Annotated in this window: 14 protein-coding genes; 13 read left to right on the top strand and 1 reads right to left on the bottom strand. The window is 50.9% G+C overall.

Translation table 11 applies throughout. The features are described 5' to 3' along the window. The first annotated feature begins 39 nt into the window (after positions 1 to 39). The 4 genes from GPK90_RS09125 (at position 40) to GPK90_RS09110 (ending at position 3,012) form a co-directional block, all read left to right on the top strand. On the top strand, positions 40 to 555 hold the full coding sequence (locus GPK90_RS09125; RefSeq protein ID WP_021904246.1) for an SEC-C metal-binding domain-containing protein: 516 nt from the start codon (positions 40 to 42) through the stop codon (positions 553 to 555). A 127-nt stretch (positions 556 to 682) separates the two neighbouring features. Beyond that, positions 683 to 1,444: a class I SAM-dependent DNA methyltransferase gene (locus tag GPK90_RS09120; RefSeq protein WP_215702807.1), complete on the top strand. Its 762-nt coding sequence runs from the start codon at positions 683 to 685 to the stop codon at positions 1,442 to 1,444. Between the two features lie 3 nt (positions 1,445 to 1,447). Further along, on the top strand, positions 1,448 to 2,332 hold the full coding sequence (gene hslO, locus GPK90_RS09115; protein ID WP_215702806.1) for an Hsp33 family molecular chaperone HslO: 885 nt from the start codon (positions 1,448 to 1,450) through the stop codon (positions 2,330 to 2,332). Between the two features lie 98 nt (positions 2,333 to 2,430). After that, positions 2,431 to 3,012, top strand: coding sequence for a DUF5662 family protein (locus GPK90_RS09110; RefSeq protein WP_215702805.1), 582 nt, complete (start codon positions 2,431 to 2,433; stop codon positions 3,010 to 3,012). A gap of 129 nt (positions 3,013 to 3,141) precedes the next feature. On the opposite strand, the gene GPK90_RS09105 is transcribed toward GPK90_RS09110, so the two are convergent. Further along, on the bottom strand, positions 3,142 to 4,221 hold the full coding sequence (locus tag GPK90_RS09105; protein WP_118531671.1) for a ribonuclease H-like domain-containing protein: 1,080 nt from the start codon (positions 4,219 to 4,221) through the stop codon (positions 3,142 to 3,144). A gap of 190 nt (positions 4,222 to 4,411) precedes the next feature. Between GPK90_RS09105 and ruvA the strand changes: the two genes are divergently transcribed. The 9 genes from ruvA (at position 4,412) to GPK90_RS09060 (ending at position 14,686) form a co-directional block, all read left to right on the top strand. Continuing rightward, the gene (gene ruvA, locus GPK90_RS09100) at positions 4,412 to 5,029 is read left to right on the top strand and encodes a Holliday junction branch migration protein RuvA (protein ID WP_118531669.1); all 618 of its coding nucleotides are present in this window, start codon (positions 4,412 to 4,414) and stop codon (positions 5,027 to 5,029) included. A 64-nt stretch (positions 5,030 to 5,093) separates the two neighbouring features. Continuing rightward, positions 5,094 to 6,095: a Holliday junction branch migration DNA helicase RuvB gene (gene ruvB, locus GPK90_RS09095; RefSeq protein WP_118531667.1), complete on the top strand. Its 1,002-nt coding sequence runs from the start codon at positions 5,094 to 5,096 to the stop codon at positions 6,093 to 6,095. Positions 6,096 to 6,207: 112 nt separating this feature from the next. Further along, positions 6,208 to 6,537 (top strand): cell division protein ZapA, encoded by a 330-nt coding sequence (locus tag GPK90_RS09090; protein ID WP_118296761.1) that lies wholly within the window; start codon positions 6,208 to 6,210, stop codon positions 6,535 to 6,537. Between the two features lie 106 nt (positions 6,538 to 6,643). Next, positions 6,644 to 8,863 carry a U32 family peptidase gene (locus GPK90_RS09085; RefSeq protein ID WP_118296759.1) on the top strand — a complete coding sequence of 740 codons (2,220 nt, stop codon included), beginning with the start codon at positions 6,644 to 6,646 and terminating at the stop codon, positions 8,861 to 8,863. A 10-nt stretch (positions 8,864 to 8,873) separates the two neighbouring features. Further along, complete coding sequence (locus GPK90_RS09080) at positions 8,874 to 10,208, top strand: FtsW/RodA/SpoVE family cell cycle protein (RefSeq protein WP_215702804.1); 1,335 nt, start codon at positions 8,874 to 8,876, stop codon at positions 10,206 to 10,208. Continuing rightward, a complete protein-coding gene (locus tag GPK90_RS09075) occupies positions 10,195 to 11,625 on the top strand; it encodes a penicillin-binding transpeptidase domain-containing protein (RefSeq protein ID WP_346011231.1) in 1,431 nt (476 codons plus the stop codon). The genes GPK90_RS09080 and GPK90_RS09075 overlap by 14 nt, the downstream gene beginning before the upstream one ends. Positions 11,626 to 11,900: 275 nt before the next feature. Continuing rightward, complete coding sequence (gene galE / locus GPK90_RS09070; protein ID WP_118296755.1) at positions 11,901 to 12,917, top strand: UDP-glucose 4-epimerase GalE; 1,017 nt, start codon at positions 11,901 to 11,903, stop codon at positions 12,915 to 12,917. Positions 12,918 to 13,261: 344 nt separating this feature from the next. After that, complete coding sequence (locus tag GPK90_RS09065; protein WP_118296753.1) at positions 13,262 to 13,714, top strand: NUDIX hydrolase; 453 nt, start codon at positions 13,262 to 13,264, stop codon at positions 13,712 to 13,714. Between the two features lie 165 nt (positions 13,715 to 13,879). After that, positions 13,880 to 14,686 carry an amidohydrolase family protein gene (locus tag GPK90_RS09060; RefSeq protein WP_118531659.1) on the top strand — a complete coding sequence of 269 codons (807 nt, stop codon included), beginning with the start codon at positions 13,880 to 13,882 and terminating at the stop codon, positions 14,684 to 14,686. Positions 14,687 to 14,690 lie beyond the last annotated feature (4 nt).

Below are 14,690 nucleotides of genomic sequence, written 5' to 3'. Positions count from 1 at the left end.
AAAAGAATAGAAACAGTATACGAAAAGGATGGAACTGATATGGCAACATTACTTGAAACATGGAGAAACCTCGCTTACGGCGACGGTCTCGATGATAAAAAGAAAGAAGAACTCTGGACAAACTATTTTACGATCGAGAAAGGCATCTACGAGAAGATCCTCTCCAACCCGACAGAGGTTGTTGAGGGAACTGTAAAAGAGCTTGCTGAGAAGTATGGCACAGAAGTTCTCATTATGACCGGTTTCCTCGATGGAATCAACGAGAGCTTAAAGGGATATGAGAACCCGATCGACACAATGACAGAGGATACTGTTGTTAAGATCGAGATCGATCCGGAGAAGCTTTACTACAATATGGTAGAGGCAAAGGCTTCCTGGCTCTATGAGCTTCCGCAGTGGACAGAGATCCTCTCCGCTGAGACAAGAACCGAGCTCTACAAGAAGCAGAAAGCTTCCGGAACCGTACGCCGCCAGGGCCACAAGATCTACCCGAACGATCCGTGTCCGTGCGGAAGCGGAAAGAAGTACAAAAAGTGCTGCGGCCGCAACGCATAAGATGAAACGTAAGCCATTACCTATTGCGGGTAGTGGCTTTTTCATTACTGTACACGGGCAGGAATTTTCTGAACGGAAAATTCTGTGTGATACAGTTGTGACCGCGGATTGATAAGGAGAAAAAACAATGCAGGCATATACAGGATTTGCCGCTGTCTATGATACGTTCATGGACAATATTCCATATGAAGAGTGGTGTGAGTATCTCACAGGACTTTTAAAAGAGCAGGGAGTTTCAGAAGGACTGCTCCTGGATCTCGGCTGCGGGACTGGAAGTCTCACGGAGCTTCTGGCAAAGTCCGGCTACGATATGATCGGAGTCGATAATTCCGAAGAAATGCTGGAACTTGCCCTGGAAAAGAAGGAAAAATCCGGAAGCGATATCCTCTATCTCTGCCAGGATATGAGGGAATTTGAGCTTTACGGCACGGTGGCGGCGGTTGTCTCCATCTGTGACTGTATGAATTATATTCTGGAGCCAGAGGATCTGACGGAGGTGTTCCGCCTGGTCAACAACTATCTCGATCCGGGCGGAGTCTTTATCTTTGATCTGAATACCGAGTACAAATACCGGGAGATCATGGGTGACAGTACGATCGCCGAGGACCGGGACGACTCCAGCTTTATCTGGGACAACCAGTACGAAGAAGAGGAAAAGATCAATATCTACGACCTGTCGATCTTCGTCCGGGAAGAGGGAGACCTTTTCCGGAAATATCACGAGACGCACTACCAGCGGGCGTATTCCCTGGAGGAAGTGAAACGCGCGATCAGTGAGGCAGGCATGGAATTTGTTGCCGTTTATGACGCGTTTACGAAAAATCCGCCGCGAAAAGACAGCGAGCGTGTTTATGTGATCGCGAGAGAACATGGAAAAGAAAGGAAATAGAGCATGAATGATTATATGATCCGTGCGACGGCTGCGGACGGACAGATCCGCGCCTTTGCCGCAACGACAAAAGAGATGGTGGAAACCGCGAAGAATGCCCACAATACAAGCCCGATCGCGACGGCTGCCCTGGGACGTCTCATGACGGCGGCTGCCATGATGGGATCCGACTTAAAGGGGGAAGGAGAACTCCTGACACTCCGGATCGAGGGAGACGGCCCGATCGGAGGACTTTTAGTGACTGCTGACGGAAAGGGCGATGTAAAGGGATACGCGTTCAATCCGGATGTCATGCTGCCGCCGAATGCGCAGGGAAAGCTTGATGTCGGCGGTTCCCTGGGACTCGGCGTCCTGAGTGTGATCAAGGATATCGGTTTAAAAGAGCCGTATGTGGGACAGACACAGCTCATCACGGGTGAGATCGCGGAAGATCTGACTTACTATTTTGCAACATCCGAGCAGGTTCCGTCCTCCGTCGCTCTCGGAGTCCTGATGAACAAAGACAATACCGTCCGTCAGGCCGGCGGCTTTATCATCCAGCTTCTTCCGGACGCATCCGATGAGATCATCGACCGCCTTGAGGCAAAGCTTTCCGGAATTTCCTCCATCACATCCCTTCTCGATGCAGGAAAGACTCCGGAGGAGATCCTGACAGATATTCTCGGGGAGTTCGGACTTGAGATCTTAAAGAAGATGCCGGTGCAGTTCCACTGCGACTGTGAGCGCTCCAGAGTGGAGAAGGCGATCATCAGCATCGGAAGAAAAGAGATCCAGGATATGATCGATGAGGGAAAAGAGATCGAGGTCAACTGCCAGTTCTGCAACAAACATTATAAATTCTCTGTGGATGAACTGGGTGAGATGTTAAAAAAGGCGACAAGAGAGTAACTGAGGATCCGCCGCGGGCAGACCTCTGCAAAAATATGGATCTTTGCCGGATCGCACACCGGAAGATGGAACGGTCCGGAAGATAAGGAAATAAAGATATGAGTTCTGTTAAGTTAAATGATGAGGAAAAACGGCTGCTTTGCAATGCATGGCATCATTTTCTGACGATCACGCACCACAAGCTGGTTGTCATGGAAGGATGTTTTAAGGTGGGGCTGTTTAAACAGGGACTGCTCCATGACCTGTCAAAATATTCCTGGGAGGAATTTCGGACAGGTGTAAAGTATTATCAGGGAACGAGAAGCCCGAATGCTGCGGAGAAGGAAGAGAAAGGATATTCCTCCGCATGGCTTCATCATAAAGGAAGAAACAAGCATCATTTTGAGTACTGGACTGACGTGTCCACAGCGGAAAACAACTGGAAGATCGTCGGAGCGAAGATGCCGGTGAATTATCTGGCAGAGATGGTCATGGACCGGATCGCCGCATCTAAGATCTATCAGGGAAAGAATTACACGGACGCGGCGCCGTATACCTATTTCTCCAGAAACAAGGAATTTATCGTCATGCATCCGGAGACGAAGGCATGTCTCGATAAGATCCTTCTGATGTTAAAGGAAAAGGGCGAGAGAAAAACGTTCGCATATATCAGAAAACTTCTGAGAGACGGGGATTATTAGAGGAACAGATGTGCAGGCAAAACGACAGCAGCGGGAAGAGAGAAGGATCTCACAGTCGGCTGCTGTCATCATTGTCATGCCGGTTCCCGGAAAATGACGATCGTGGGCGGGATCTGTGTTCATGTGCGGTCATTTCAGAAATGAAAAGATCTCATGGATGTAGTGATTCAGTTTTTCGGCATCGGAAAAACAGTCTTCCCGGACTTCAAAAAATCCTGTTTTATCTTTGCAGGAAGTTTTAAATTCCGGTTCCCAGATATCCGCAGGCTGAGGGAGAAAGACGCTGTCTTTTTTCGTATAGCAGGTCTCCTTCGTTGCCTTGATCCGGGCGTCCTTGTCAACAAACTCGCCGACGCTCTTATGGATCGCAGTGTCCTCGTAGATCAGATAGTAGTAGTCTTTATAGTTCGGATAGTAATATTTCAATGTGCCTTTGTAGACCCGGATGGAAAGCTCCATCCGGTCTTTGTCTGCCCGAAAAGCGTAGGCGGGGACAGAGGCACTCACCGGGGCCGGAAGGATCGTTTCCGGATCTCCGGCCAGGGAGAGGAGAAGCCGGTCCGTCTCACCGGAAGCTTCCCTCACAGAGCTCAATGTGAAATCCTGAGCGAAAAAGTCCGGATAGAAGAGGACTGGGAGAAGTGACGGCATTCCTTTTAAGTCATCCTCGTTGTGGAGGAGAAGAAGGCGCTTTTCTTCCTCATCCCGGGTCTTCAGATAGTCCAGATAGACTTCGATCAGCTCGCCGCCGTTATAGAGATCCTCGCGGCTGATCTTTAAAAACCGCTCGATGGTCTTCTGCTTCATGTCAGGCAGACCGAGGAGTTTTTTGAATGGTTTGATCCGGCGGAAGATATCGATGCTTTCCACGCAGTCAAACGTGGGAGTGAGCTTTAATGTGCCAGCGCGCTTTGTGACAAAGGGGATATCGAACATGTCCCCGTTGAAATGGACGAGGGTGCGGAAATTCTTTAAAAATTCAAAAAATGCATTGAGGACATCGGTCTCGGCAGTTTTTGTGTCGGCAAACCACTGGATAAAGCGGAGCTGATCTCCTTCCGGCCAGATACAGCCGATGAGATACACCGTGTTGTAGCCAGCGGAGAATCCCGTGGTCTCGATGTCAAAAAAGACGAGTTTTTCCGGGTCGCCGAGGCGCTCTAACGGGTAGGCGATGGTGCCGGGAAATGTTTTTTCTATTGTAATCATACGTTTTTCCTGTAGTGTTTATGTTCGGTGTCTGCGTTTTCTGATTATACCTGTGGGCTTTTGGAAAGTCAATGAAGCATCGATAAAATAAAATCGAAAATATGTTCGATTCTGCCGGCGGTTTTGCTTGCACTTAAATGGCGGCTATGGTATGATTACGACATGCATTATGATTAAGGAGGTTCATCCAGTGATTTCATATATACGTGGTCCTCTGGAGGAAAAGAGGGAAGATTCCGTCGTTGTCGAGGCGGGGAATATCGGCTACCGGATCTTTATTCCGTCGTCGGTTCTCGGGGAACTGCCGGGACTTGGGGAGGAAGTAAAGATCTATACCTATTTTTCTGTGCGCGAGGACGGAATGAGCCTCTATGGATTTCTCTCGAAACAGGATCTTGAGATGTTCCGCCAGCTGATCGGAGTGAACGGAGTGGGACCGAAGAGTGCGCTCGGGATCTTATCCGCCCTGAAGCCGGATGTCCTGCGGATGGCGGTGCTCTCCGGCGATGCGAAGGCGATCTCAAAGGCACCCGGTGTCGGAGCAAAGACGGCCCAGAGGATCATTCTTGACCTCAAGGACAAGGTAAAAGCGGAGGACGTCCTGTTTGCCGGGGTGGAACCGGAAGAGACAGGAAAGATGGAATTCTCCGGAATGGCGGAAGCTGGAAAAGAGGCAGTGGAGGCACTCACGGCGCTCGGATATTCCGCATCCGAGGCACAGACGGCCGTGAAGAAAGTGACGATCACGGAAACGATGACTTCCGAGGATGTGTTAAAGGGTGCGCTGAAACATCTTGCGTTTTTATGATACCGCAGCGTATGAGGCAATTCGGTATCAGAGGAGCAGAAACTAAGACAGGATAGGAAATATTATGAGCCGGAAAATCATTACGACCGAAGAGACGGAAGAAGATAAGAAAATAGATGGGACTCTGCGCCCGCAATATTTAAAAGATTATATCGGTCAGGAGAAGATCAAATCTACATTGAAGATCTTCATCGATGCGGCGAAGAGCCGCGGGGAGGCGCTCGATCATGTGCTTTTCTACGGTCCTCCGGGACTCGGAAAGACGACGCTCTGCGGGATCATCGCGAACGAGATGGGCGTGAATCTGAAAGTGACCTCCGGTCCCGCGATCGAGAAACCGGGGGAGATGGCCGCGATCTTAAATAATCTCCAGGAAGGCGATGTTCTGTTCGTGGATGAGATCCACAGATTGAACCGCCAGGTGGAGGAAGTATTATATCCCGCGATGGAGGATTTTGCCATCGATATCATGCTGGGAAAAGATTCCTCGGCCCGCTCGATCCGGCTGGATCTTCCGAAATTTACGCTGGTGGGCGCAACGACGAGGGCAGGACTTTTGACAGCCCCGCTCCGTGACCGTTTCGGCGTGATCCAGCGGCTGGAATTTTATACGCCGGAGGAACTCTGTGTGATCGTAAAGCGCTCCGCGAAGGTTCTCGGCGTTGAGATCGATGAGGAGGGCGCGTTTGAGATCGCCAGAAGATCCAGAGGAACTCCGAGACTGGCAAACCGCCTCTTAAAGAGAGTGCGCGACTTTGCCCAGGTAAAATATGACGGCGCGATCACAAGAGATGTGGCGGACTTTGCCCTCGATATCCTGGATGTCGATAAACTCGGTCTCGACAATAATGACAGGACCCTGCTCCTCACGCTGATCCAGAAATTCTCCGGCGGTCCGGTGGGACTGGAGACGTTAGCAGCGTCGATCGGGGAGGATTCCGGGACGTTAGAAGACGTATATGAGCCGTATCTTCTGATGAACGGGCTCATCATGCGCACTCCGAGAGGAAGAATGGCGACGGATCTCGCCTACAGACATTTCGGACTTGAGACGGCAAAAGAATGAAAAAATATGACAGCTGTGAGAATATGAAACAGTTACCAGTTAAGATAGATCTTTTCGCTGACTGGAAGGCAGAAGAACGGTCATGCGGGGAGAAAAAGTGAGGAATATTGGAATGGAAGAGAAGAATTATACAGAAGTACTGATCAATGGAAACGTCTATACACTGGGCGGAGCGGAAGACCCGGAATATCTGCAGAAAGTGGCTGCCTATATCAATGAAAAAGTTGCCGTATTAAAGGCGCAGCCGGGTTTTACAAGACAGAACAAAGATTACCAGGAAGTCATGATCTACTTAAATCTTGCGGATGATTATTTTAAGACGCTTCAGGAAGCGATGATGCTGCGCGCCCAGAAGGATGAGATGGAGAAAGAGATCTACAGCCTGAAACATGAGCTGATCAGCCTTCAGATGAAGCAGGAGGCTGCCCAGAAAGAGGACTAGCCGGGGAAAATACGGGTTGTCCCCGGGAATGTGACTGTAAATATATGCGGATCTGCAGCTGCTGGATCCAGCCAGCTGCAGATCCTGATGTAAAGAAGGAGACAAGATGAAGAACAGAACGGTTGAGATCCTCGCACCGGCCGGCTCCTACGAGAGTATGGTGGCAGCGGTGAACGCGGGAGCGGACGCAGTCTACATCGGCGGAAGCCGGTTTGGCGCGCGCGCTTATGCGAACAACCTGGATGAGGAGACGATGGTAAAGGCGATCGATTTTATGCACATTCACGGATGCAGGATCTATATGACAGTCAATACTCTCGTCAAAGAAAAAGAAATGTGGGATCTGTATTCCTATCTGAAACCATATTACGAGGCGGGGCTGGACGCTGTCCTGGTCCAGGACATGGGCGCACTCACCTATATCCGGAAACACTTTCCGGATCTGCCGGTGCATATCAGTACCCAGATGACCGTGACGGGAAAGTACAGCGCGAGGGACTTAAAGTCGTTAGGCGCTGTCCGCGTGGTCCCGGCGAGAGAGCTTTCACTGAAGGAGATCCGCGAGATTTATGATGATACAGGGCTTGAGGTGGAGACGTTCGTCCACGGGGCGCTCTGCTACTGCTATTCCGGCCAGTGCCTGTTTTCAAGTCTGATCGGCGGGCGCAGCGGAAACAGAGGGCGTTGTGCCCAGACCTGCCGTCTGCCTTTTGACGCGGAGCAGAATGGAAAATATGTCAATAAAAAGAACGAGAAGTATCTTTTAAGCTTAAAGGACCTCTGCACCCTGGATCTGATCCCGGATATCCTGGAAGCAGGAGTCTGTTCCTTAAAGATCGAGGGACGGATGAAGAGCCCGCGCTATACGGCCGGTGTCGTGAGCATTTACCGGAAATATGTGGACCTCTATTTAAAAGAGGGCCGCGCCGGGTACCATGTAGACCAGGCGGACCGTGACGCCCTGCTCGCCCTTTTTGACCGCGGCGGGCAGTCACAGGGCTATTACAGAGCCCACAATGGCCGGGATATGGTAGTCCTGAAAGAAAAACCGGAATACCGCGACGTGAACCAGGAGCTTTTCGACTATCTGGACCGCACCTATGTAAATACGGAGAAGAAGATCCCGGTGACGGGAAATGCGTATATCGCGGTTGGAAACGCGGGATATTTTTCTGTGTCAGATGAGGCCGGAAATACGGCCTGGGAGGAATCCCAGCCTGCTGAGGAAGCAAAGAATGCCCCGATGGACGCGGAGCGCATCCGGAAACAGCTCTCAAAGACGGGAGATTCCATGTTCACCTTCACAGATCTCTCCGTGGAGTGCGAGGGAAATGTGTTCATGCCGGTACAGGCGTTAAATAAGATGCGTCGGGATGTCCTGGAAAAACTTAAGGAAGAGATCCTTTCCGGATATCGGAGAAACAGCTCAGTTCCTCCGACAAAGGAAGAGGAGACGCTTCCTGTAAGGAAACCGTCGGAAAAGATCCCGGAATTTACTGCGTTTGTCCAGACAAAGGCACAGTTCGAGACAGTTCTCGGGAAGTTCAAGATGTACCGGAAATTATCCGCGGGAGAATACGGGATCTATCTGGCGTCGGAGAGCTTTGATGCCCAGGAGTGGAAAAAACTTGCGGACCGCTGCCATGAGGCCGGAGTGAGATGTTATCTGATGATGCCGAGAATCTTCCGGAAAGAGGCGGAGCAGTATTTTAGAAAGCAGATGGATCTTTTAAAGAACGCCGGTTTTGACGCTCTCGGGATCGGATCAATGGAAGAACCGGGATTCCTTAAGGAAGCTGGGATTGGGCTGCCGCTCTTTTTTGACCAGGGAATGTATTCCTGGAACCACCTGGCCGGGGAGGCGATGGAGCAGTACGGGGCAGACCGTCTGACCGTTCCTGTGGAGTTGAATGAGCGGGAGATCCGGGATTCCGGGATCCACGGAGAGATGATCGTATACGGCTATCTGCCGATGATGATCTCCGCACAGTGTATCAGGAAGACGACGCTCGGATGTTCCGGAAAACCGGAGATCATGTGGCTGAAGGACCGCAAAGAGATGCGTTTCCCGGTGGTGAATCAGTGCCGTTTTTGTTATAACACGATCTACAACTCGGCTCCGCTTTCTCTTCTTGGACTTTCGGCTTCGGTGGAAGGACTCGGACCGAAGGCGCTCCGCCTGAACTTTACGGTAGAGGAACCGGCGGCTGCGGGCGAGATCCTGGACGCGTTTTTCGAGGAGTACGCTCTGGGAGAAAAGGCAGCAGAACCGTCTGTTTTGAAAAATCAGTTTACGCGCGGACATTTTAAGCGCGGAGTAGAGTAGGTGATAATTTTTGACGAATCTGATCATACAAATATCGAGATACCTGATGATCCTTCTCATTGCCCTGGATACCTATTACAATTTCCGTTTCTTTTCCGTGCGGGATGAGGAGGGAAAAGACCGCGTCTGCGGGCGTCAGCTCGTGTGCCTGTTTATGCTTCACTTTCTGGCGAATGTCCTGATCTGGCTGAATACGGGATCTGTGACGATGCTGGCCTTTTATGGGGTGCAGGTGCTGTTTTTCCTGCTGTATATCTATCTGACCCGCCTGTTTTACCGGAACAGCTCCAAGCTTCTCGTCAACAATATGTGCACGCTCCTGGCAACGGGATTTATTATCCTGACAAGACTGAATCCCGACCGGGCGATGCGTCAGTTTGCGATCGTTGCGGTGGCAGCAGTCGTGACATGGATCATCCCGTTCATCATCGACCGGGTGTGGCAGCTTGTCACGTTTCCGTGGGTCTACGGGATCCTGGGGCTTGTGCTTCTCGCCGTGGTGTGCGTGATCGGAAATACTTCCTACGGAGCCCAGCTCTCCCTGACGTTCGGGGGATTTACGGTGCAGCCATCCGAGTTTGTAAAGATCAGCTTTGTATTCTTTGTGGCTGCCATGTTCTACCAGTCGACAGACCGGGACACGATCATTAAGACGACCGTTGTTGCGGCGGTCCATGTTCTGGTCCTGGTGCTCTCGAAGGACCTGGGAAGTGCGCTGATCTTTTTCGTGGCCTATATGACGATGCTCTTTGTCGCGACATCCAGTTATCTGTGGTTCGGTGCAGGCATCGCAGGCGGATCCGTTGCAGCGGTCGCGGCTTACTACCTTTTCCCGCATGTGAGAAGACGTGTGGAGGCCTGGGCGGATCCGTGGTCTGATATCGCGAACAAGGGCTACCAGGTTGCCCAGGCGCTGTTCGCGATCGGAACAGGCGGCTGGTTCGGAATGGGATTATACCGCGGAATGCCGGAGAAGATCCCGGTGGTGGACAAGGATTTTGTCTTTGCAGCGATCTCCGAGGAGATGGGAGCGCTCTATGCGCTCTGTGTTCTGTTTTTGTGCCTTGGCTGCTATATGCAGTTCATGATGATCGCGATGAAGATGCAGGCGATGTTCTACAAACTGATTGCATTCGGGCTTGGAAGCGTCTATATCACACAGGTGTTCCTGACGATCGGCGGTGTGACAAAGTTTATCCCGTCGACGGGTGTGACGTTGCCGCTTGTGAGCTACGGCGGAAGTTCCATCGTCTCCACATTTATCATATTCCAGGTCATTCAGGGACTCTACGTCTTAAAACGCGGAGAAGAAGAGGAGGAGGAACATTCAAGTGAAGAAGAGTAAACCGAATCCGAAAGCAAACCGGAATATCCTCTGGTTTGTGTATGCAGCAGTATTTTTATTTCTGGCGATGGGGATCTATCTGGGATACTTTCTCGTTGTGAAGAGCGATACGGTGATCGACAATCCTTACAATGCCAGAGCGACGATCTTCGAGGACCGGGTCACCCGCGGAAAGATCCTTGCCGATGACGGGACCGTGCTTGCGAGGACCGTGACAGCGACCGGTTCTGACGAGACAGAGACCCGTGAGTACCCATACGGCAGTCTGTTTGCCCATGTGGTGGGGTATTCGACGGTGGGAAAGACCGGAATCGAGTCGCTGGCAAACTTTGACCTCCTGCGGTCCCATACAAACCTGATCGAGCAGACGGCGGATGAAATCATGGGGAGAAAGAGCGTCGGTGACAATGTGGTGACAACCTTAAATGTGAATCTGCAGCAGATCGCCTCGGACGCACTCGGAAAGAACCGGGGAGCGGTCATTGCCATCGAGCCGGATACCGGAAAGATCCTCTGCATGGTGTCAAAACCGTCGTTCGATCCGAACACGGTGGCGGCAAACTGGCAGGACCTTGTAAACGGGGACAGCACGGAGGCAAAAATGTTGAACCGTGTGACCCAGGGACTTTACCCGCCGGGCTCCACCTTCAAGATCGTCACGGCCCTGGAGTATATGAGAGAGCACCCGGGCACATACAATGACTATCACTTTGACTGCAGCGGGATCTTTTCGTTTGAGAATAATAAGATCCAGTGCTACCACAAGACGGCTCATGGGTCCCAGGACTTTACGCAGGCGTTTGCAAACTCCTGCAACGGAGCGTTCGCGAACCTCGGCACAGAGCTTGATCTGACAAGCTACCGGAATCTTGCGGAGCAGCTGCTGTTTAACCGGAGTTTGCCGCTCGACATTCCGTACAGCAGGAGCACCTTCAAGATGCAGCCGGACGCAGAGACATGGGAAGTCCTGCAGACAAGTATCGGACAGGGACAGACACTGATGTCCCCGATGCATAACCTCCTGATCACTGCAGCGATCGCGAACGGCGGGATTCTGATGAAACCGTATCTGATGGATCATGTGGAGAATTCCGGCGGCGATGTGATCCGGAAGTTTTCCCCGTCAGTGGCGGGAGAAATGATGGTGCCGAACGAGGCGGACGCCTTAAAGAATCTGATGGTACAGGTTGTCAACGTCGGAACAGGATCCGCCTTGAAGCGGGATTCCTACCAGGTGGCAGGAAAGACAGGATCTGCGGAAGTCGACAAGGCAAAAGAGACCCACGCCTGGTTTGTAGGCTTTGCTCCGGCGGATGATCCGAAGATCGCAGTCTGCGTGATCGTCGAGGAAGGCGGTTCCGGCGGACACACTGCGGCTCCGATCGCGGCGAAATTGTTTGACGCGTGGCTGCAGTAAAGGAAAGAAATGTTACAGTACACGGGCACTCCATGCCCGCGCACTATAACAGGATTTTGCCGATGCTCCGCATTCCGAATCGGCAAAATCCGCGACCCCAACGGTATCATACGGAATTTTCAGTTCAGAAAATTCCTACCCGTGAAGAGTAACAAAGAAATCTGTATAGGATAAAAGAAAAATGATATTCCCTTTTATCTGCAGCGGTGTTAAAATGATAACGAAAAAGTAAAATAACCGTATCTCAGAACGGCAATATTCGGGGAGGGTTCATCATGAGAATTTTAGTAACCGGCGGCGCAGGATATATTGGAAGCCATACATGTCTGGCACTTTTAGAGCAGGGACATGAGGTCGTAGTTTTTGATAATCTCTACAATGCGTCGGAAGAGTCATTGAAAAGAGTAAAACAGCTCACAGGAAAGGATATCACATTCTACAAGGCGGATATGCTGGACCGTGATGCGATGGAAAAGATCTTTGACGCGGAGAAGATCGACGCAGTGATCCATTTCGCTGGATTAAAGGCAGTCGGCGAGTCCGTGGCAAAACCGTGGGAATATTACCACAACAATATCACCGGTACGCTGATTCTTCTCGACGTGATGAGAAAGCATGGCGTGAAGAAGATCATCTTCAGCTCCTCCGCTACCGTATACGGAGACCCGGCGTTCGTCCCGATCACCGAGGAGTGCCCGAAGGGACAGTGCACAAACCCGTATGGACAGACGAAGAGCATGCTGGAGCAGATTCTTACCGATATGCAGAAGGCAGATCCGGAGTGGAATGTGATCCTGCTCCGCTACTTCAACCCGGTTGGAGCTCATGAGAGCGGCCTGATCGGCGAGGATCCGGAGGGAATCCCGAACAACCTGACACCGTACATCACTCAGGTTGCGATCGGAAAGTTAAAAGAGGTCGGTGTATTCGGAAACGACTACGATACTCCGGACGGAACGGGCGTCCGCGATTATATCCATGTGATGGATCTTGCGGAAGGTCATGTAAAGGCGTTAAAGAAATTTGAGGACAAGCCGGCGGTATATATCTATAATCTCGGAACCGGTCACGGATACAGTGTTCTCGATGTGATCCACGCATTCTCAAAGGCGGTCGGAAAAGAGATCCCGTATGTGATCAAGCCGCGCCGCGCGGGAGATATCGCGACCTGCTATTCCGATGCGACAAAGGCGAAAGTGGAGCTCGGCTGGGAAGCAAAGAGAACACTCGATGATATGTGCCGTGATGCATGGAACTGGCAGTCCAAAAACCCGAACGGATATCGTTCATAAAAGAAAACAACAGGCGACCTGAAAATGGTCACGGATGTGAAAACTCCGGCGGAATGTCGATATTCCTGCCGGAGTTTTCTTTTTAACAGGAAATACCGATGGAACTTCCTGTTAAAAAAGGGCACTGCCTCCCTAAGATGAGTACTCGCGCGAAGAGGAAGGTTGTCGCAGGCGACCGCGCGAGACGCCCGAATGTACCTTGGCACATGCCTCCTGGTGTCAGGGTCAGAGAAAACGTGGTTGCAAACACGGATAAAAAGAAGTATACTAAACACAGTTAAAAACACACCTGCGGAATCTGCTTTTAGCGGAGTCCCTTGAATGCCTGTCAGGAGGAAATTGCGATGATAGAAGCAACGAGCTGTGGCGGTGTGGTTATATTTCGGGGCAAGATCCTGGTCCTCTATAAGAACTACAGAAATAAGTATGAAGGATGGGTTTTGCCGAAAGGAACTGTGGAAGCAGGAGAAGAGTTTAAAGAAACGGCTCTCAGAGAGGTGAAAGAGGAGACCGGGGTTCAGGCCCAGATCATCAAGTACATCGGAAAGAGCCAGTATTCATTTAACACGCCGCAGGATACCGTCGACAAGGAAGTCCATTGGTATCTGATGATGGCGGACAGTTATTACAGTAAACCACAGCGCGAAGAGTACTTCGTAGACTCCGGATATTATAAATATTATGAGGCGTACCACCTTCTGAAATTCTCAAATGAGAAGCAGATCCTGGAGAAAGCCTACCACGAATATCTGGATCTGAAAAGATGTAATCTCTGGGGCAGCAAGAAATATTTCTGATCCCGGGATCACAACTGTGTCATGCAGAATTTTCGGTCAGGAAGATTCCTGACCGTGAAAAGCAACCGGCAAAACCTCTGGAAACAGAGGTTTTTGCTGTATATGAAGACCGGAAAGCAGCAAGTGCGGCAAAACAGTACAGGGAAAGACATAAGGAGTGAGAATATGAAAATTATTGATGCACATCTTCACTTTGTGCCGGAGAATCCTTATTTTCAGGAGATCGCGGTGCGGGCGGAACATAAAAATACAGAAGAAGATTTAAGGGCAGTCTATCAGAAATACGGGATCGTCGGCGGTGTCGTTATGGGAAACCGCGGCGTTGATCCGGCGGCACATTCCTACCCGGATTTTCTGAAATACTGTGTCGGACTCGACCGGGATTTTCTGGTGAGTCAGGATAAAAAGAAGAGTCTGGACCAGGTGGAGGCAAACTTAAAGCGGGAAGACTGCGTCGGGATCAAGCTGTATCCCGGCTACAATAAAGCGTATGTGACGGATGAAGTGTATGAGCCGGTCTATGAGCTTGCAAAGGCATATAATAAGCCGGTTGCGATCCACATGGGGCAGACGGCCGGTTCCCGCGCTTACTTAAAGTACAGCCACCCGCTGACCCTGGATGAGGCAGCAGTCCGCCATCCGGATGTGACGTTCGTGATGTGCCATTTCGGAAATCCGTGGCTCATGGATGCGGCGGCTGTCGTGGAGAAAAATGAGAATGTGATGACGGATCTCTCCGGACTTCTGGAGGGAAAGATCGATTTTCCAAAGCTTTTAGAACAGCAGAGAGGATATTTTGACACGCTGAAGACCTGGATCTCCTATTGCAGCCAGTATGAGAAGTTCATGTTTGGAACCGACTGGCCGTTAGCCAATTACGGAGATTACATCGAGGTCGTAAAATGGCTGATCCCGGAGAAAGAGTGGGAGAAAGTCTTTTACGAGAATGCAAAGAGGATCTACGGATTTTAAGAAT

The sequence above is a fragment of the Clostridium sp. MCC344 genome (genome assembly GCF_018785365.1).
Taxonomy (GTDB): Bacteria; Bacillota; Clostridia; order Lachnospirales; family Lachnospiraceae; genus Pilosibacter.
Note: the sequence above shows the minus strand (reverse complement) of the source record. Positions and strands in the feature narration are given on the sequence as shown.

What these genes read in the sequence shown, in the direction of transcription:
- GPK90_RS09125 (WP_021904246.1), top strand. Translation starts at nt 40, where the DNA reads ATGGCAACATTACTTGAAACATGGAGAAACCTCGCTTACGGCGACGGT.
- GPK90_RS09120 (WP_215702807.1), top strand. Translation starts at nt 683, where the DNA reads ATGCAGGCATATACAGGATTTGCCGCTGTCTATGATACGTTCATGGAC.
- hslO (WP_215702806.1), top strand. Translation starts at nt 1,448, where the DNA reads ATGAATGATTATATGATCCGTGCGACGGCTGCGGACGGACAGATCCGC.
- GPK90_RS09110 (WP_215702805.1), top strand. Translation starts at nt 2,431, where the DNA reads ATGAGTTCTGTTAAGTTAAATGATGAGGAAAAACGGCTGCTTTGCAAT.
- GPK90_RS09105 (WP_118531671.1), bottom strand. Translation starts at nt 4,221, where the DNA reads ATGATTACAATAGAAAAAACATTTCCCGGCACCATCGCCTACCCGTTA.
- ruvB (WP_118531667.1), top strand. Translation starts at nt 5,094, where the DNA reads ATGAGCCGGAAAATCATTACGACCGAAGAGACGGAAGAAGATAAGAAA.
- GPK90_RS09090 (WP_118296761.1), top strand. Translation starts at nt 6,208, where the DNA reads ATGGAAGAGAAGAATTATACAGAAGTACTGATCAATGGAAACGTCTAT.
- GPK90_RS09085 (WP_118296759.1), top strand. Translation starts at nt 6,644, where the DNA reads ATGAAGAACAGAACGGTTGAGATCCTCGCACCGGCCGGCTCCTACGAG.
- galE (WP_118296755.1), top strand. Translation starts at nt 11,901, where the DNA reads ATGAGAATTTTAGTAACCGGCGGCGCAGGATATATTGGAAGCCATACA.
- GPK90_RS09065 (WP_118296753.1), top strand. Translation starts at nt 13,262, where the DNA reads ATGATAGAAGCAACGAGCTGTGGCGGTGTGGTTATATTTCGGGGCAAG.
- GPK90_RS09060 (WP_118531659.1), top strand. Translation starts at nt 13,880, where the DNA reads ATGAAAATTATTGATGCACATCTTCACTTTGTGCCGGAGAATCCTTAT.